Here is an 18,058-nt window from a genome sequence, read left to right as displayed (position 1 = left end):
TTAGAAGAGATGAATTCGCGTGAGCGCATCACTCCTTCATGCCCCATTTCTGCAGGGTTCGACGCTCGATCGTTTGGAAAACCAGGTTCTCGACGATGAGGCCGATGACGATAACCGTCAGCAGGCCTGCGAAGACCGACGGGATGTCGAGAAGATTGCGGTTTTCGAAGATGAACCATCCAAGTCCGCCTTGACCGGAGGAAACGCCGAAGACCAGTTCGGCGGCGATCAACGTGCGCCAGGAAAAGGCCCAGCCGATCTTCAGGCCGGTCAGGATGGACGGGAATGCGGCGGGGATGAGAATGCGAAACACATAGGAGAGTCCAGTCAGTCCGTAGTTGGCCCCTACCATGCGCAGCGTGCGCGAAACGCCGAGAAAGCCGGCATGGGTGTTGAGGGCAACCGCCCAGAGCACGGAATGCACGAGCACGAAGACGAGGCTCGCGGGTCCGAGACCGAACCAGATGAGAGCCAGCGGCAGCAGCGAGATTGCTGGCAGCGGATTGAACATCGCCGTCATCGTCTCGAGAAAATCGGTGCCAATACGCGTGTTGATCGCAACGACGGTCAGGATGGCGGCGAGCACCGTCCCCGTCACATAGCCTGTGACCAAAATCTTCAACGTCGTCCAGATGCGTTCGGGCAGCACGCCATCCGCAAAGCGATCATAGAGTGCCGTCAGCGTGTCGCTGAGCGTCGGGAAAAGCAGCGGATTGTCGAGATGCCGCGCATAGGTCTCCCAGATGACGGCAAGGATGACGATCAGTAGTGATTTGCGGAAGAGGCTTGATTGCCAAAGAAGTTCGATGGCCCCGAGCTTCTGCTCGACCGCCGCGATGTGGCCTGCGGGTTCGGCCCTCTCGGCCGCGAAGATGATCTGCGGTGCGTTCATGGCCTATTCCCTATGTCCTGCTTCGGCAAACAGCATGTGATGGATTTCCTGCTCCAGCTTGGCGGCAGCCGCGGCGTCGTGGCGGACTGCTTCGACATTGCGGATCTCGGCCTTGACACGGCCGGGATGCGGTGAAAGCAGCAGGATGCGGTTGGAGATCTTGATCGCCTCGGCGATCGAATGCGTGACGAAGATGACTGTGAAACGCGTATCCTCCCAAAGCTGCAGAAGCTCGTCCTGCATCTGCCGCCGGGTCAGCGCATCGAGTGCCGCAAAGGGTTCGTCCATCAGCAGGATATCCGGCTGCATGGCCATGCCACGGGCGATCGCCACACGCTGCTTCATGCCGCCTGAGAGCATGTGCGGATAGGTATCGACGGCACGGGTGAGCTTGACCTTCTCGATATAGTCGCGGGCTATCGCTTCGGCTTCCGCGCGAGGCAGCCGGCGAGCGGTCGTCAGCGGAAACATGACGTTTTCAAGGACCGTCTTCCATGGCAGGAGCTGATCGAATTCCTGAAAAACCATCATGCGATCGGCACCCGGCTTCTTGACTGGTTGCCCCTTGATTTCAATGCGCCCCGCCGTCGGCGCCAGATAGCCGCCGATCGCCTTCAGCAATGTCGATTTTCCGCAACCCGACGGCCCGAGGAGTACGAAGCGATCGGACTGGGCTACCGAAAAGCTGACCTCCTCGGTGGCGGTGATCAAAAGGTTCGGTGTCTTGTAGCGAAGCGTCACCTTGTCGACGTTCAAGAGCGGTTTGACCACGGCCATGTCAGTCGGCGGGGCATCGGCTGCAATTTTTGCCTGAAGCATAAGGCTCCTCCACGTGAGATAGCTGAAGGCGGCGGTATTGGCGCCGCCAACAGGCTTCAATTGCCATTCAGATCCGCCGCTTCGGGCAGATAATAGTCGGTCCAGGCCTTGGGCATCTTCTTCAAGGTCCCGATCTTGTAGAGGTGCGTTGCAAATTTCATGGTTCCCTGCGGATCCATGCGGAATTCCATCATGTGCGGCTGATTGAGGATCGCCAGGAGATCGTCGACGCTGGTCTTGTCGCCGCTGACCGTCTTGTAGGCCTCGACCGCAGTCTTCGGGTCTTTCTTGATCACATCGATCGCCTCAGCCGTTGCTTCCCGCACGGCCTTGATGATCGTGGGATTGGCGCTGGCGAATTGTGTTGTCGTGAAGAAGGTGCCTTGGGTCAGCTCGCCGCCGATGATGTCGCGCGAATTGACGACCTCATGAACGTTCGGCTGCTTGAGTTCCAGATATTGAAAGGGCGGAGCCGAGAAATGGCTCTTCACTTCATGGTTCTGGTTTGCGAGCGCTGCCATCGCGTCGGGATGACCGAGCTGCACCGTGTTGGCATCGAACTTGTGGACCTGATCGTCACCATACATCTGAGCGGCTGCCATCTGCAGCAGGATGGCCTGCGTCGAAACGCCGACCGTCGGCACGGCAATCTTGTCGCCTGGCTGGATGTCCTTCAGAGATTTGATGCGCGGATCGCGCGAGATCATGATAACCGGCTGCGCGGAGTTCGTGACAATGCCTTTGACCTTGCCTCTGGTGCGATCCCAGAGCAGCAGCAGATTGCCGGTGCCGGTATTGACGATGTCGACGCTGCCGGCAAGCAGCGCATCGGTTTGCGCGCCACCGCCGCTAAAGGTGCGCCATTCGACCTTGACGCCCGGCAGGCCATCAGCCTCGGCGCGTTTCTCGATAAGCTTCTGCGTCTCCATGACGTGGCTGACGAGATAAAGAATGCCCGGCTGGCGCGTGATCGAAATGTCGGTTTTTTCGGCGGCGGTGGCCGAAAAAGCCCCGGCCAGCAACATGGCGGCCGTGGTCATGCCGCGAAGAAATCTTCTCATTATGTCCTCCCAAAACTGCGCAAACCCGTGATATCGCGTTTACTTAAATTGACTAAAGCACTAATGTATCAGTGCATCAAGCCTTAATTTATGGTTTATGATCTGACGCTCTGGATCAGGAAGGTAGCCAGTGAAACTAAACCCGAAAGAATTCGCCTTGGATCGGTCCCGCCAGGTTGCGCCGCAGATCCTGGAAATCCTGAGATCGCGTATTCTTTCAATGAGTTTGCCGCCCACCACCGTTCTGTCGCGCATTTCGCTTCAAAGCGAATTCAACGTCAGCCAGACGCCGGTTCGCGACGCCTTGATCAGGCTGGAGGAAGAGGGGCTCGTCGAGGTCTACCCGCAATATGCCACCGTCGTCGCGAGAATCGATATCGGTAATGCCGTCGAAGCGCACTTCCTGAGATTGTCGATCGAGCTGGAGGCCGTCCGGCGGCTGACGGCCGAATCACCCGAGGAAACGGCGGCTGCCTTGCGGCATGTGCTGGTGCGGCAGGAGCATGTGGCTTCACCCGAGACCTACGATCTCTTCGATGCTCTCGACAAGGATTTCCACCGCGTTCTCTTCGAAAGGGCTGGTATCCTGGGGCTTTGGGCGACCGTCCGGCGCCAGAGCGTTCATCTCGATCGGCTTCGCATGCTGAACCTACCGATGCCGGGCAAACAGCAGCAGGTCATCGCCGATCACCATGCCATCGTTGATGCTGTCCAGTCAGGAAAGGCGGAAGAGGCAGTTGCAGCGCTTCGCAAGCACCTTTCCGGCACACTGTCGATCATCGATCTCATTTGCGAAAAATATCCGGATTACGTCAGCCGGTAGGCAGCTATCCAGTTGCCGCTACGGCAAAATCGCGCGCAGCACATGTCCGGAGGAGTGCGTTTCATCCTCTGCGGCAGTCCGCCTCGTGGTGACGAAAACGGAGCGCGGATTGGCTTTGTCCATGATGATCTTCGTCGGATGCGTTACGGGAAAGGGGATCGGCTCCAGCGCTTTGCCTGACGGTGCGAAGCGGAGAAGCTGCGATCCACCGACGCCGGCAATCCAGTAGATGCCGTCCTCATCGATGAAGGCGCCGTCGGGCCGGCCGGCGAAATCATGCGTCGTCGCAAAGACGCGGCGATTGCTTGGCGTTCCCGTTGCAAGATCATAGTCGCAGACCCAGATGGTTTGCACGGTGGGATGGGAATCCGAGAAATACATGCGGTTGCGAGCGGGATCGAAGGCGAGCCCGTTGGGTACCCACAGGCCGTCGAAGACACGGCGATGGCCAAGATCGGTTTCCACACAGAAAATTGCTCCCGTCGGTTCGGTCAGGTTAAGGTGCATGGTGCCAGCCCAGAAGCGGCCCGCCGGATCGACTGCGCCGTCGTTGAAGCGAACATCCCTGCGGCTTTCCGGCGAGCAGGCCGTGTCGAAACGTCCGCTTGCAGGATCGAAGAGAAAAATGCCGCTGGCGAGGCCTGCCAGCAGCATCCCGTCCGGCCGCATGGCGATACAGCCGACAGCCTCCGGGGCATGCCAGAACTCAGTTCCGCCCGAGGCCGCATCGCTCCGCAGCAGGCGGCAGCCATCGGTATCGACCCACCACAGAGACTTGCCATCCTCCGACCAGACCGGGCTTTCGCCGAGCAAGCCGCGTCGGTCCGAGAATACTTCGAATGCCGGTGTCATCTTGCCTCTTGCTCGCGCACGTTGCCGTCGGGCTTCCACCTTATCGCCGGATATCGAGCTATCCACCAGATCATTTGCTGAATTCAAGTCCTGATATGACAGGTAGCCTTGTTGAGAAATATGGAGTCGCCGAACGGCTGCATTGGCTTCGACGGCGCTTCGTGCGAGAAAAGTTAAGCTCGAAAAAAGACGGGGACTCTCCTTGACCATCGGACTTGCACACGCCGAACTGATCGCGGTTCTGACGGCCGTCACTGGCAACGATCCACGGGTCATGACGGTGCGGTCCGGCGATGCTTTGCCCTCGGGACCGTTTGAGCTCGGCCACCGCACCCTGCAGAGCGGTCTTCGCGAATGGGTGCGGGAACAGACAGCGCATCCCGTCGGCTATCTCGAGCAGCTTTATACATTTGCCGATCGCGACCGGAACAACGAGATTCTCGGCGGCCGGACGATTTCGATCAGCTATCTCGGTCTGGTACGCGAGCAGCCGGCGCCGGGCGGCGGGCGGCCGGGCTGGCATGGTTGGTACGAATATTTTCCCTGGGAAGACCATCGTCACGGCCGTCCGGCCGTATTGGACGGCATTGTCGAGCGGCTGAATAGCTGGGTTGCCGGCGATCCAGCCAGGCGTGATCAGCGCCGGCGCCGCGCCAACTTCACCTTTGGTTTGAACGATGCCGCCTGGAATGAAGACCTCGTTCTGCAGCGCTATGAGCTTCTTTACGAGTCCGGGCTCGTCTTGGAGGCGGGCTGCACTCAGCAGAGCAATTCCGGCCGGCCGATGTTTGCCGATCACCGGCGGATTCTTGCGACCGGCATGGCGCGACTGCGCGCGAAAATCAAATATCGCCCTGTCGTTTTCGAACTGATGCCGGAGAATTTTACGCTCCTTCAACTGCAGCGCACCGTCGAGGCCCTGGCGGGCCTGACGCTGCACAAACAGAATTTTCGCCGACTGATCGAGCAGCAGGAGCTGGTGGAGGAAACGGGCGCAACCGAAAGCGAGACAGGCGGCCGCCCGGCCAAGCTCTTTCGTTTCCGACGCGCCATTCTCGAAGAACGCGAACTCGCCGGCACAAAATTACCGCTCTCCCGCAATTGACATATGCTCATAACGAGAATATCTATTTGTCCATGATATACTCAGTTTGAGTATAATAAAGGAGCCGGCCATGAATTATCCCGTATCCGCATCCTCCCTCTATGATCGCGTCAGCCGCGTCATCCCCAAAGCCGAATGGATGATGTTTCAGGACGATGTCGAGGCGATCCTCGAGCTGAAACGCCGCCGCAACGCCGTCATCCTCGCGCACAATTATCAGACGCCGGAGATCTTCCACGGCGTCGCCGATATCGTCGGCGATAGCCTGGCGCTTGCCCGCAAGGCGATCGCCGTGGACGCCGATATCATCGTGCTCGCCGGCGTACATTTCATGGCCGAGACCGCCAAGTTGCTTAACCCGGAAAAGACCGTGCTGATCCCCGATATGGCCGCCGGTTGCTCGCTGGCAGAATCGATCACGCCGGAAGACATTGCCTTGCTGCGCCAAGTCCACCCCGGTGTTCCCATCGTCACCTATGTCAACACGTCCGCTGCGGTGAAGGCGGCATCCGATATCTGCTGCACGTCTGGTAATGCCAAGCAGGTGGTGGAATCGCTTGGCGTTCCCAAGGTGCTGATGATCCCCGACGAATATCTGGCGCAGAACGTTGCGCGCGAGACCAATGTCGAAATCATCGCCTGGCGTGGGCATTGCGAGGTGCATGAGCTTTTCACCGCCGACGATCTGCGCCAGATTCGCGAAAACTACCCCGGCGTGACGGTGCTCGCGCATCCTGAGTGCCCACCTGAGGTCGTCAGGGAAGCGGATTTCGCTGGCTCTACCGCAGTCATGTCCGACTACGTCGGCAAGAAGAGCCCGGCGCGCGTCGTGTTGCTGACCGAATGTTCGATGAGCGACAATGTCGCCGTTCATCATCCGGATGTCGAGTTCATCCGGCCGTGCAATCTCTGCCCGCACATGAAGCGCATCACGCTCGGCAATATCCGCGGGGCACTTGAGCAAAACCAGCACGAAGTGACTATCGATCCGGCAATCGCCGTTGCCGCGCGCCGCGCGGTGGAAAGGATGCTGGCGATATGACCGAGGTTCTTCACGATCTTGCCGGCCATGTCGCCATCGTCGGCAGCGGTCTCGCCGGGCTGATGGCGGCGTTGACGCTGGCGCCGCAGCCGGTCGTCATCGTCACCCGCGCAGCGCTCGGCGCCCAGACGTCGAGCGCCTGGGCACAAGGCGGCATCGCCGCCAGCATGGGGACGGATGATAGCGTAGATCTGCATCTTGCCGACACGCTTGCCGCCGGCGACGGGCTCTGCGACCCGGTGGTAGCGGCCAGCATCATTGCCGAAGCGCCCGCGGCAATTGCCGCTCTGGAGCGCGCAGGCGTCTGCTTCGACCGAAATGGCGCCGGTGTCCTGTCGCTCGGCCTCGAAGCCGCCCATTCGCGCCGCCGCATCGTTCATGCCGAAGGCGATGGCTCCGGCGCGGCGATCGTCCGCGCCCTGGTGCAGGCCGTCGTCAACACGCCGTCCATTACGGTGCTCGAAGGATATGAAGCGCGGCGGTTGCTCCTGGATGGGGAGAGGATTAGCGGCCTCGTATGTGCAACGCAAAAAGGAATGGCCGTTCTGCGCACTTCCCGCGTCCTGCTCGCGACCGGCGGCATCGGCGGACTTTTCGATGCAACGACCAATCCCATCGGCAATTTCGGCCAGGGAGTGGCACTTGCCGCGAGAGCCGGCGCGCTTCTGGCCGATATGGAGTTCGTGCAATTTCACCCAACGGCCCTCGATTCTCGTCGACGGCCGCTGGCGCTGATCAGCGAAGCCGTGCGCGGTGAAGGCGCCTTGCTCGTCAACGAGAGAGGCGAGCGTTTCATGGCGGAGGTTTCCGGCGCGGAACTCGCCCCACGCGATATCGTCGCGCGGGCGATCAGCGCGGAAATAGCGCGGGGCGGCCGTGTCTTTCTCGATGCGCGCGAAGCGCTCGGCGATCGCTTTGCGATGCGCTTCCCGGTAATCGATGCTCTTTGCCAAGAGGCAGGCATCGATCCGTCGAGCGAACTTATTCCGGTCCGTCCCGCCGTCCACTATCACATGGGCGGGGTTGCGACGGATACAAACGGCCGTAGCTCCGTCTCCGGCCTCTGGGTCGCGGGGGAGGCGGCATCAACAGGCCTTCACGGCGCCAATCGGCTCGCCAGCAATTCGTTGCTGGAGGCCGCCATTATGGGTATGCGTGCCGCACGGGATATGGCCGACCTCTCTTGGCGCGTTGCGAACCCGCCGTCAGACCATGGGCGCTCGATAGAACCGGATCCCTCGCTTGCGCGGCCGATCGTCTCGCGTCATCTCGGCGTGCTTCGCAATGCCGGCGCCATTCACGGAGCGATTGCTGCGCTTCTGCCGTTGGTCGAAAGCGAAGGTACGGCCGCGGATCCCGCCATTGTGGCACTGCTGATCGCCGTCTTCGCCAGCCTGCGGACGGAATCGCGTGGCGCCCATGCCCGCACGGATTTTCCGTTGAAACTGAAGAACGCGCAGCGGCGGACAATGCGTCTTGTAGACGCCTTGGACATCGCCCGATCCGCCATCCCTTATTCCTTTGCCCGGAGCGCCTGAGATGACCCTAGTTCCCCTTTCGCGTCTCATCATCGAGCCGTTGGTGCGCAATGCCCTGCTGGAAGACCTCGGCCTTGCCGGCGATATCACGTCCGCCGCCGTCATTCCGGAGGACCATCGCTCCACCGTTGCCATGGTGGCCCGTCAGCCGGGCGTCGTCGCCGGGCTCGATGCATCGGAACTCGCCTTCCAGCTTGTCGATCCGCGGATCAGTGTGACCCGCCATATTCCCGACGGCGCCAAGGTCGCCGCTGGCGATGTGATCGCAACGATCGAAGGCCCTTCCCGTGGTTTGTTGACGGCCGAACGCACGGCGTTGAATTTCCTCGGCCATCTCTCCGGTATCGCAACCGTGACGTCAGGTATCGTCGAGGCAATCAGCGGCACGAAGGCATCGATCGTCTGCACCCGCAAGACGACGCCGGGATTGCGGGCGGTGGAGAAATATGCGGTCCGGGCCGGTGGCGGCATGAACCATCGTTTTGCGCTCTACGACGCGGTGCTGATCAAGGACAATCATGTCGCGATCGCCGGCGGCGTCGCAGAAGCGATCCGCCGCGCGAAAGGCGGCATCGGCCACATGGTCAAGATCGAGGTCGAAGTGGATACGCTCGACCAGCTTCGCGAAGCCATGGCAGAGGGTATCGACGCCGTGCTGCTCGACAATATGACCCCCGATCAGTTGCGCGAAGCGGTGGACATTGTTGCCGGACGGGCAATCACCGAGGCGTCAGGGCGGGTTACGCCGTCGACTGCGGCGGCAATTGCCGCGTCCGGCGTCGATCTGATCTCCGTCGGCTGGGTGACGCATAGCGCGCCAACGCTCGATATTGGGCTGGATTGGAAAGCGGCTGCATAAAGCTGGAATTGGCATCAGCCGCTTCAAACCGCTGTCGGCACGACTCCGGTCGTATAACGATATCGTTATGGAAATTGCGCCGCAGCATCCGGTTGGCGCTTGCACATCAGTCTGCTTGCTGATCAAAATCTGTCAGTTTTCATCATGCACGGATGCGGCAGATAGTGACCAAGATCATAGACTACGTTTTCTCCATCGGCTCGCCCTGGTCCTATATCGGCCTGGAGCCGTTTCTCGATCTCGTCGAAAAGACGGGCGCGGAAATCCGACCCTATTTCACCACCGTCCTCGAGGAAAACGGCGGCATTTTCTCGCGCAATCGACCGGAGGCTCGTCGGCAATATTGGCAGCGCGACCTCAAGCGTTGGGCGGGCCTTCGCGGCAAGACGCTGCTTCTGGAAAATCGCCCGCCGCTTGCCGATCCGGCGCCCGCCGCCTTCATGGTCATCGCCGCCTATCTCGACGGCAAGCCCTGGCTCGAACTGACGAAGGCCCTGCAGGAAGCGTTCTGGAGTCGCGCCGTGGATATCGGCAATCCCGAGGTGCGCAGGACGATCGCCAGCGCGGCCGGTTTCGACGGCGATGCGCTTTTAAAGCGGGAGGGCGATGCGGACGTGCAGGGCAAGTGGAAGGCCGATCGCGAGTTTGCCCTCAAGAACGGCGTCTTCGGTTTTCCGTCATTCCGTTACGACGGCGAACTCTACTGGGGGCAAGACAATCTGCATTTCCTCGAAAGCCACCTGAATGGCGTCAAGCCATAGGTGTAAGTCGTCTGTAGGCGGTCCATGAAAATCGAGGCCGGATCCATCAGGAGGCCGGCCTATCAGAAAGGTGAGGACATTTGAGCAATTCTTGGCCGGCGGGCCAGACAATCGATGTCGCCATCATCGGCGCCGGCGCCGCAGGCGTCGCAGCCGCGCGGCGGCTGCAGTCTCTTCGCCCTGATCTTTCGATATTACTTCTCGAAGCGAAGGATCGAGCGGGCGGTCGCGCATGGACCGTTCGATTGCCATCGTTCGGGAACGAGCCTGTCGATCTCGGCTGCGGATGGTTGCATGGCGCGAGGACCAATGGATGGACCGATATTGCTCGCCAGATCGGGCTGACCGTGGAAATGACGCCTGCCCCCTGGAGCGAGGGCGGTCGGACGGCCGAGGGAGAACAAGGCAGAGCAGCCATCAGCGCCTTTTTTGCGCGGGCGGAACAATGGGGAGATACCGGCGAAGACGGATCGCTCGAAGAATTGTTGGAGCCCGGAAATCCCTGGAACGGGCGCGTTGAAGCAATCGGGACGTTTCTAAATGGTGTCGAACTCGCGGCCGCCTCCATCCATGATTATGTCCATTATGATCCGGGAGCAGGCCCGGACTGGCGCGTCCGCGAGGGTTATGGGACACTGATTTCGACCTACTCGCAGCCGGTACCGACGGTACGTTCGACTGCCGTCAAAATGGTCGATCATCGTAGCGCCGACTCGATCCTTTTGCAGACGGAACGCGGCACGCTGCGCGCGCGAACGGTCGTGGTGACGGTCGCGACAAATGTGATTGCGCAGGATCAGATCAAATTCGATCCGCCACTGCCGAGAAAGCAAGAAGCGGCCAGTCGCTTGCCGCTGGGGCTTGCCAACAAACTGTTCCTCAGCGTGACGTCGCCGGACGATCTGCCGGTCGATACGAGGCTGACGGGCTCCCTGGACGAGCTCCGCACGGGTTCCTACCAGCTACGCCCCTTCGGCACCGCCTTGATCGAGGCCTATTATGGTGGTTCGCTGGCGCGGGATCTGGAGGCTGCCGGAGAGCAGGCGGCGCTTGCATTCGCTAGAGAAGAGCTGACCCAGCATTTCGGAAGCGCTTTCGGCCATCGGATCGATGCCGTGGCCATGTCGGCCTGGCATGGCGAGACGCATATCGGCGGATCCTATTCCTATGCCGAGCCGGGCGCCTCTGCCGAACGGATCGTGCTCGGCGAGACTGTTGACGGCAGGCTCTTCTTTGCCGGCGAAGCCTGTTCGCCGGCGCGGTTTTCAACAGCACATGGCGCTCTTGAAACCGGCTTTGCTGCCGCCGAAGCGATCGCGGCGACTTTGAAGTCGACGACCTGACCAAAGACCATCGCTATTGCCCTGCAAAAATGAAAATCGTCGCTTTTGTATTGCGTTTTGCATTACATCAGCCTATCGTCCTTCGGAATCGAGGATCAAGCGATGGCAACCCCTGCACAGAAAAAAGAGACGCCCGTATCGATGCGCTTGCGCGATGACGATCTTGCCATCATCGACCGTGGTGCGGAACTGCTCGGCTTGTCACGCACCGAGTTCATGCGTCGCGCCGCTGTTCACGAGGCACAGACCGCGATCTTGAACGAGACAGTCATTCGTCTTTCGCCGGGAGCTTTCGATGATTTTCTTCAGGTCATCGGTGCAACGCCGGCAGTTCCGCCGGCAAAGGTGAAGGAGCGGCTGCAACGCAAAACGCCGTGGAAGCAATAAGGCCGTGGTGCTTTCCGGCATTGCGCTTCTATCCGATCATCACCGGTTGGACGGTTTTACCTGCGGTAAACCCGCACTCGACGACTGGTTGGCAAATTTTGCGCGATCCAATCAGACCCGCGGATTCACCCGCGTTCTCGTTGCGCTCGATGAAGATACCGTCGTTGGCTATTACGGCCTTGCTCCGTCCGTCATCGAGCCTAATGCCGCTCCACGCAAGATTCGCACGGGCCGTCCGCCAGACCCCATCCCCTGCTTGTTAATCGGTCAGCTCGCCGTCGACCGCCGCTACGCTGGCCGTGGCATCGGCTCGGCTCTGGTGAAAGACGCGTTGACGCGCTGCGTCGCCGGCGCGGATATCGTTGCAGGGCGTGCTGTGGTGGTTCGCGCCATAGATACGGACGCGGAGACATTCTGGCAGAGCTGGGGTTTTATTCCGGCCCGCGACAGTCCCTCAATCCTGATGCGCTCAATGGACGATATCAGGCACTGGCTTGCGGAATGTCCTTGATCGGCCCCCTACGACAGTTGCTTCGCCTTCAACACCGAGACAGCCGCTTCGCTGTTGTGAACATAATCGTTCGCGTCTGGCTGCCTTTGTACCAGCAGGATGAACAGCAAGTCGGTGAGCATCAGTTGCGCGTCGCGTGCGGTGATGGCCGAAGAGCGGACGCGGTCTTCATCGCCGACAGTATAGAGGCGGATATCGGCGACGTGGGCCAGAGGGTTGTCCTGAAGGCCGGTCACGGCGATGACGACCGCATTTCGCTGGCTTGCGAGTTCGGCGATCCTGAGAGTCTCGATGCTGGTGCCGGAATAGGAGAGGGCGAACAGCAGGTCGTCGGGACCGAGTGTGGAGGCATTGGCCATCTGCACATGGCTGTCGCTGTCGTGCAGGACATTGCGCCCGAGTTTCATCAGCTTATAGGAAAAGTCTCGAGCGACCAGTGAAGATGCGCCAACGCCTGCCAAATGAATGCGGCGGGCTTCATAGAGCGCTTTCAGCGCCTTGCCGATATCCAGTTCGTTGTTGACGGCGATCGTCTGCTGCATCGCCTGCAGCTTGCTGCCGAGCAATTTTTGCAGGATGGTCAGATAGCCGTCATCGACTTCGATGGTCCCATGGATCATGCCGGCCGGGGCCTGCCATTCCTGCGCCTTGGCTTCGCTGACGGCGAGCTTCAGCTCCTGATAGCCGGCATAGCCGAGTTTCTGGCTGAACTTGACGACGCTCGACTGGCTGCGACCGGTCTCGGCGGCGAGGGCAGCGGATGAGAGCCGCAGCATCTGGTCGGGATTTTCGACGATGAATTGCCCGATCTGGCGATCGGCCGGCGCCATGCCTTCGAGCTTCGCGCTGATTTTCTTTAAGATAGACATCCGCCCCTTCAGGCCGTGGAGGCCGGTTCACGCGTCGACACAATCGAGCCACAAGATATCATTCGGCCGATAGCGGGCAACCACGCTTTCGATCCCGTCAGCTAGCGACCTTACCACAAAGAAACTGGAATAAAAAATTCCAACCCACGTTGACAGGACGGAATGGACGAATAATCTTGAGTCAGAAGCAGAGGAAGTGACATCTGCTCTTTCGCCCCTCTCTTTGACGGGTTTCATATCATGGACAGACTGCGGATATCCGGCGGAAACAGGCTGCAGGGTGCTGTGACGATTTCCGGCGCCAAGAACGCCGCCTTGCCGCAGATCGCGGCGGCGCTGCTCAGTCCCCATTCGCTGGAACTGACGAACCTGCCGGCCGTCACCGATGTCGAGAACATGCTCGGCGTCGTGGCCCTTCATGGAGCAGTTGTGGCCCGCACGGCGCAGGGAACCACGATCGACGCCAGCGCCATCGTCTCGAAGGAAACCTCCTACGACACCGTCAGGCGCATGCGGGCGACGGTACTGGTACTTGCGCCGCTGCTGGCACGCTTCGGGCATGCCCGTGTCTCTCTGCCGGGTGGCTGCGCGATCGGCGCCCGGCCGGTCGACATGCACATCAAGGCGCTGGCGACGCTTGGCGCCGATATCGCGATCGAGAACGGTCTGATCGTCGCATCGGCCCCTGGCGGGCTAAAGGGCGCGCGAATCGTCCTGAGTTCCCCATCTGTCGGCGCGACCGAGACGGCGATGATGGCGGCATGTACTGCCAAGGGCGAGACGGAAATCTTGAACGCGGCGCGCGAGCCGGAGGTGGCCGACCTTGCCGCCTGCTTGGCTGCCATGGGCGCGCGGATCGAGGGCGCCGGTACGCATCGCATCCTGATAGAGGGTAACACGAATTGGCGGCCTGCCAGGCATCACGGCATATCCGACCGGATCGAGGCCGGCACTTACGCCGTTGCGGCCGCCATCACCGGTGGGCAACTTGAACTCATCCACGCTCGACTGGAGAACCTGGCTTCCGTCGTGCAGGCGCTGGAGGCCATGGGTGTCAGAATCTGGCCGAGTGATCGGGGGCTGGTCGTTTCGAGGGACGGCCCGCTCAAGGGCGCCGACATCACAACGGAACCCTATCCAGGCTTCCCCACGGACCTGCAGGCGCAGTTCATGGCGCTCGCCTGCTGCGCCGAAGGCGCCACGCTGATCCGCGAGACGGTGTTCGAAAACCGCTTCATGCATGTGCCGGAATTGATGCGTCTCGGCGCCAACATCACGCTGCAGGGCACCACGGCACTGGTCCGCGGTGGGGCGCCTCTTCGAGGGGCGCAGGTCATGGCGACCGATCTGCGCGCTTCCGTCTCGCTGGTATTGGCGGCGCTGGTGTCGAAGGGCGAAACCATCGTCAACCGCGTCTACCATCTCGATCGCGGCTACGAGCAGTTGGATCGCAAGCTCCACCTCTGCGGCGCTGATATAGAGCGGCTGACGTCATGAGCAGCGAAACGGACCAAGCGCACTATTTTCTCGGCATCGACGGCGGAGGCACCGGTTGTCGCGCGAGGATCGAAGACTCTGCTGGGACTGTATTGGGCCAGGGATTATCCGGCCCCGCAACCACGCGGCTCGGCATTGACGAAGCCTGGGCTTCCATTGCGAGGGCTTTCGAAGCCGCGATCGAGGAGGCAGGCCTCAGCCCATCCGAGATCGCGCGCATTCATGCGGGTGTCGGCCTTGCCGGGATCGGGCGGAAGGGCGCGCTTGAGGCATTGCGGGCCATAAAGCATCCCTTTGCCAGCATCGATTTCGTCAGCGACGGCGAGGGCGCCTGCCTCGGCGCCCATTCGGGCCGCGATGGTGCGATCGTCATTGCCGGGACGGGATCGATCGGCCTTGGCTTCGTCGAGGGCCGTCACTTGCGGGTCGGCGGATACGGGTTTCCGATCTCGGATGAAGGCAGTGGCGCAGATCTCGGACTGAAAGCGGTGCAGCTTGCGCTGCGCGCGCATGACGGCCGCTATGAGAAGACCGCGCTTTTGGCCGAGATCATGCAGCGGTTTCAAAACGATCCCATGGAAGCGGTCGGCTGGATGGACCGCGCTTCGGCCACGGACTATGCCGCTCTGGCGCCGATGGTCATGCGTCATGCTGATCAGGGTGACGCGGCCGGCCGGCGCATCGTCCAGAGCGCGGCCGAACATATCGATACGCTGATCCGCTCGCTGTTCGACAAGGGTGCTCCGCGTGTCTCCCTGCTCGGCGGCCTTTCCAGCCCGCTGGAGCCATGGCTGGCACCGGATGTCCGCCGCCGCCTCAAGCCTATCGACGGTGATGCGGTTTCGGGCGCCATCATTCTTGGCAGAAAGTCGGTCTGCGGCGGTTGAAACGGCGGCCCGATCATTCGCTGACTCTGAGCGCCAATGATGGAATATTTTATTCCTAATATGATTGACGAAGGGAATAAATGGACATAATGTTAACGAAGGTAAACAGGGAAACCGGTAGCGAACGAAGCCATAAAGGCCGGCTGCTTGTGCTGATGACCAGCTTTCTGTTGCGTCGAAAATTCCAAGGCTGCTGCGGCTGGCCCGATCCTTGCCGATCGAGCGCGCCATCCCTGATCTATTGATATCGAAGTAATTCTTTCGCGGGCACGCACATGACAGAACAAAGGTTGATATCCGAACTGGAGCAGTTGGTTTCCGAGGGTCGCAACCCCAACACGATGCATATCGATCTGTTGTCGACCTTCGATATACTGCGTGAAATCAATTACGAGGACCAAACCGTCCCCGCCGCGGTCGAGAAGGTCATTCCTGCGATTGCCGCTGCCGTCAACCAGATCGTTGCTGCCTTTCAGAAGGGCGGCCGGCTAATCTATATGGGTGCGGGCACCAGCGGCCGGCTTGGTGTTCTCGACGCATCCGAATGCCCACCAACCTTTAGCGTGCCGCCGAGCATGGTGATCGGCCTGATCGCCGGCGGCCCCGACGCGCTGCGACGCTCGATCGAAGGTGCCGAGGACGATCCGGAGGAGGGTCGCCAAGCTTTGCAGGACATCAACGTGACGGCCGTGGATGTTGTCGTTGGCATCGCCGTTTCCGGCCGAACGCCCTACGTCGTCGGCGGGCTGAACTATGCAAAGAGCGTCGGCGCAGCCACTGTCGCCCTGTCCTGCAACCCCAATTCCGTCATCGCCGGCATTGCCGATCTTGCGATTTCTCCTGTCGTCGGTCCGGAAATCCTGACAGGATCGACCCGGCTGAAGTCGGGAACGGCGCAGAAGCTCATTCTCAACATGCTGACGACGGCGAGCATGATCCGGATCGGCAAGAGCTATCAGAACCTGATGGTCGACGTTAATGCAAGCAACAAGAAGCTGGTCGCCCGTGCCTCCAGGATTGTCATGCAGGCGACCGGCTGCACGCAGGAAGAAGCGCGCCGCGTGCTCGACCAGACTGGCAATGATGTCAAACTCGCCATTCTGATGGAAATTACCGGGATGGGCATTGAAGACGCCCGTGTGGCATTGCAAAACGCTGGTGGATTCCTGCGAAAGGCCATCAGCGCGAAGACGGTATGAACTGAGATGGCGGAAATAAATCGGCTGGGGAAGCGTCAAAAGGCGCTCAAAGGGAGAAAAGAATGAAAAGGTATTCTGCAAGGAAGCTGATTTCGTGCGTCGCGGTGGCGGCGGGTCTAGGCTTGGCGGCCATTTCGACGGAGGCACATGCAGCGACGCTGCGTATGGCGTGGTCCCAGGATGCGACCGGGCTCGATCCGCATAAGCAGACCGCCTTTTCCTCGATCCGCTTGCTGGAGCTGATTTATGAGCCGCTCGTCAGGCTCGACAGCAATCTGCAGATCGTTCCCGCCATCGCCGAAAGCTGGCAGTTTTCGTCCGACGGCAAGGAGTTGACCTTCAAGCTCAATCCGAATGCGCAGTTCCAGAACGGTGCTGCTGTCACCTCCGCTGACGTGAAGGCGTCGTTCCAGCGTATTCTTGACCAAGCAACGGGTGCGGCCGCCCGCGCCAATTTCCTGTCGATCGCCAGCATCGATACGCCGGATGCAACGACTGTCATCTTCCACCTGTCGCAGCCCGACGTTCCTATTCTGACCTCCATGACGAGCCTCAACGCCGCCGTCGTGCCGGCCAGCGAAATCACCGCCGGCTCCATCGGCACCAAGGCGATCGGTTCCGGCCCTTTCAAGCTCGACAATTGGGTACCGAATTCCAAGGAAGTCCTAAGCGCCAACAAGGCGTGGGCTGGCGGCACGGTTGGGGTCGATGGCATCGATATCAGCGTCCTTCCCGATGAGACGGCTATCCTGGCGTCGCTTCGTACCGGTCAGATCGATTTCGCGCTTCTGAACGACCCGCTGGTGGCGACGCTGGTTCCGAAGGAGCCGAAGCTGCAACTGACCCGCACGCCGGTGCTTTCCTATAACGTCCTGCAGCTCAACCCCTCGCACAAGCCGATGGATCAGCTTGCCGTGCGGCAGGCGATCTCCTGCGCGATCGACCGGAAGGATGTGCTGGATACGGCAGCGCTCGGCGAAGGCAAGGTAACGGGACCGTTGACCATGCCGCTCTATGCGACCGATCCGAGCCAGCTCTTCTGCTATAAGCGCGATGTCGAAAAGGCGAAGAAGCTGATGGCCGACGCTGGCTTCGCCAACGGCTTTTCCGCGACCGTGATCGCCGCCACCGGCGAGCCGCCGACCGCTACCGCCGAAGCCCAGGTTATTCAGTCGCAGCTCGCCGAAATCGGCATCAAGCTCGACATCAAGGTGATGGAGCTCAACGTCTATGTCGATGCCTGGCTGAAGGGCAACTTCGACATGGCGGTCGCGCTGAATGGCGGCAGCGCCGATCCCTATTCCATGTATAACCGCTACTGGACGAAGACTGGCAACCTGCAGAAGGTCGCCAACTATATCGACGATACGCTGGACAGCCTGATGCAGAAGGGCCGTGTCGAAACCGATCCGGCCAAGCGCAAGGTCATTTTCGCCGAGTTCGAGAAGCACATTGCCGAGGTCTCGCCCTGGATCTGGCTCTATACTTCTTATGGCTACACGGCCGAACAGAAGAACGTGCAGGGCTTCGTGCCGACGCCGACGGGCTCTCTCTTCGGCCTCAGCAAAGTATCCATCAAGTGATGGATGCCGGGTTCTAGAGCGGTTCAGCGT

At 60.6% G+C, this 18,058-nt stretch carries 18 protein-coding genes; 13 read left to right on the top strand and 5 right to left on the bottom strand.

Translation table 11 applies throughout. The features are described from left to right. Positions 1-28: 28 nt before the first annotated feature. The 3 genes from K290_RS0101675 to K290_RS0101665 are packed head-to-tail and all read right to left on the bottom strand — an operon-like array spanning position 29 to position 2,772. A complete protein-coding gene (locus K290_RS0101675; RefSeq protein WP_028750261.1) occupies positions 29-892 on the bottom strand; it encodes an ABC transporter permease in 864 nt (287 codons plus the stop codon). Between the two features lie 3 nt (positions 893-895). After that, positions 896-1,711 (bottom strand): ABC transporter ATP-binding protein, encoded by an 816-nt coding sequence (locus tag K290_RS0101670; RefSeq protein ID WP_028750260.1) that lies wholly within the window; start codon positions 1,709-1,711, stop codon positions 896-898. A gap of 56 nt (positions 1,712-1,767) precedes the next feature. Next, positions 1,768-2,772 (bottom strand): ABC transporter substrate-binding protein, encoded by a 1,005-nt coding sequence (locus K290_RS0101665; protein WP_028750259.1) that lies wholly within the window; start codon positions 2,770-2,772, stop codon positions 1,768-1,770. Positions 2,773-2,902: 130 nt separating this feature from the next. On the opposite strand from K290_RS0101665, the gene K290_RS0101660 reads away from it, so the two are divergent. Further along, positions 2,903-3,595, top strand: coding sequence for a GntR family transcriptional regulator (locus K290_RS0101660; protein ID WP_028750258.1), 693 nt, complete (start codon positions 2,903-2,905; stop codon positions 3,593-3,595). An 18-nt stretch (positions 3,596-3,613) separates the two neighbouring features. On the opposite strand, the gene K290_RS0101655 is transcribed toward K290_RS0101660, so the two are convergent. After that, on the bottom strand, positions 3,614-4,447 hold the full coding sequence (locus K290_RS0101655) for an SMP-30/gluconolactonase/LRE family protein (protein WP_028750257.1): 834 nt from the start codon (positions 4,445-4,447) through the stop codon (positions 3,614-3,616). 202 nt (positions 4,448-4,649) lie between these two features. Here K290_RS0101655 and K290_RS0101650 point away from each other — a divergent pair, with 202 nt between their 5' ends. The 8 genes from K290_RS0101650 (at position 4,650) to K290_RS0101615 (ending at position 11,993) form a co-directional block, all read left to right on the top strand. Beyond that, positions 4,650-5,552: an NUDIX hydrolase gene (locus K290_RS0101650; RefSeq protein ID WP_028750256.1), complete on the top strand. Its 903-nt coding sequence runs from the start codon at positions 4,650-4,652 to the stop codon at positions 5,550-5,552. A 70-nt stretch (positions 5,553-5,622) separates the two neighbouring features. Further along, positions 5,623-6,594, top strand: a complete 972-nt coding sequence (nadA, locus tag K290_RS0101645) for a quinolinate synthase NadA (RefSeq protein ID WP_028750255.1) — start codon at positions 5,623-5,625, stop codon at positions 6,592-6,594. Continuing rightward, a complete protein-coding gene (locus K290_RS0101640; RefSeq protein WP_028750254.1) occupies positions 6,591-8,132 on the top strand; it encodes an L-aspartate oxidase in 1,542 nt (513 codons plus the stop codon). The genes nadA and K290_RS0101640 overlap by 4 nt, the downstream gene beginning before the upstream one ends. 1 nt (position 8,133) lies before the next feature. Further along, positions 8,134-8,991 carry a carboxylating nicotinate-nucleotide diphosphorylase gene (gene nadC / locus K290_RS0101635; RefSeq protein ID WP_028750253.1) on the top strand — a complete coding sequence of 286 codons (858 nt, stop codon included), beginning with the start codon at positions 8,134-8,136 and terminating at the stop codon, positions 8,989-8,991. A gap of 164 nt (positions 8,992-9,155) precedes the next feature. Further along, positions 9,156-9,752, top strand: a complete 597-nt coding sequence (locus K290_RS0101630) for a 2-hydroxychromene-2-carboxylate isomerase (RefSeq protein ID WP_028750252.1) — start codon at positions 9,156-9,158, stop codon at positions 9,750-9,752. Between the two features lie 80 nt (positions 9,753-9,832). Continuing rightward, a complete protein-coding gene (locus K290_RS0101625) occupies positions 9,833-11,095 on the top strand; it encodes a flavin monoamine oxidase family protein (protein ID WP_028750251.1) in 1,263 nt (420 codons plus the stop codon). A gap of 102 nt (positions 11,096-11,197) precedes the next feature. Continuing rightward, a complete protein-coding gene (locus tag K290_RS0101620) occupies positions 11,198-11,482 on the top strand; it encodes a type II toxin-antitoxin system TacA family antitoxin (RefSeq protein ID WP_028750250.1) in 285 nt (94 codons plus the stop codon). 4 nt (positions 11,483-11,486) lie between these two features. Continuing rightward, positions 11,487-11,993, top strand: a complete 507-nt coding sequence (locus K290_RS0101615; RefSeq protein ID WP_028750249.1) for a GNAT family N-acetyltransferase — start codon at positions 11,487-11,489, stop codon at positions 11,991-11,993. Positions 11,994-12,001: 8 nt separating this feature from the next. Here the strand turns inward: K290_RS0101615 and K290_RS0101610 are convergent, their stop codons facing one another. After that, positions 12,002-12,862, bottom strand: coding sequence for a MurR/RpiR family transcriptional regulator (locus tag K290_RS0101610; RefSeq protein WP_028750248.1), 861 nt, complete (start codon positions 12,860-12,862; stop codon positions 12,002-12,004). Positions 12,863-13,102: 240 nt separating this feature from the next. Between K290_RS0101610 and murA the strand changes: the two genes are divergently transcribed. The 4 genes from murA to K290_RS0101590 all read left to right on the top strand — a co-directional run bounded on the left by murA (position 13,103) and on the right by K290_RS0101590 (position 18,028). Next, complete coding sequence (gene murA / locus K290_RS0101605; RefSeq protein WP_028750247.1) at positions 13,103-14,359, top strand: UDP-N-acetylglucosamine 1-carboxyvinyltransferase; 1,257 nt, start codon at positions 13,103-13,105, stop codon at positions 14,357-14,359. Next, positions 14,356-15,246 (top strand): glucosamine kinase nucleotide-binding domain-containing protein, encoded by an 891-nt coding sequence (locus K290_RS0101600; protein ID WP_028750246.1) that lies wholly within the window; start codon positions 14,356-14,358, stop codon positions 15,244-15,246. Before murA ends, K290_RS0101600 begins: the two co-directional genes overlap by 4 nt. Before the next feature lie 275 nt (positions 15,247-15,521). Further along, positions 15,522-16,445, top strand: coding sequence for an N-acetylmuramic acid 6-phosphate etherase (murQ, locus tag K290_RS0101595; protein ID WP_028750245.1), 924 nt, complete (start codon positions 15,522-15,524; stop codon positions 16,443-16,445). A gap of 62 nt (positions 16,446-16,507) precedes the next feature. Then, positions 16,508-18,028, top strand: a complete 1,521-nt coding sequence (locus K290_RS0101590; protein WP_028750244.1) for an ABC transporter substrate-binding protein — start codon at positions 16,508-16,510, stop codon at positions 18,026-18,028. The last annotated feature ends 30 nt before the right edge of the window (positions 18,029-18,058 follow it).

It is taken from the genome of Rhizobium leucaenae USDA 9039, assembly GCF_000426285.1.
In the GTDB taxonomy this organism is placed as follows: domain Bacteria; phylum Pseudomonadota; class Alphaproteobacteria; order Rhizobiales; family Rhizobiaceae; genus Rhizobium; species Rhizobium leucaenae.
Note: the sequence above shows the minus strand (reverse complement) of the source record. Positions and strands in the feature narration are given on the sequence as shown.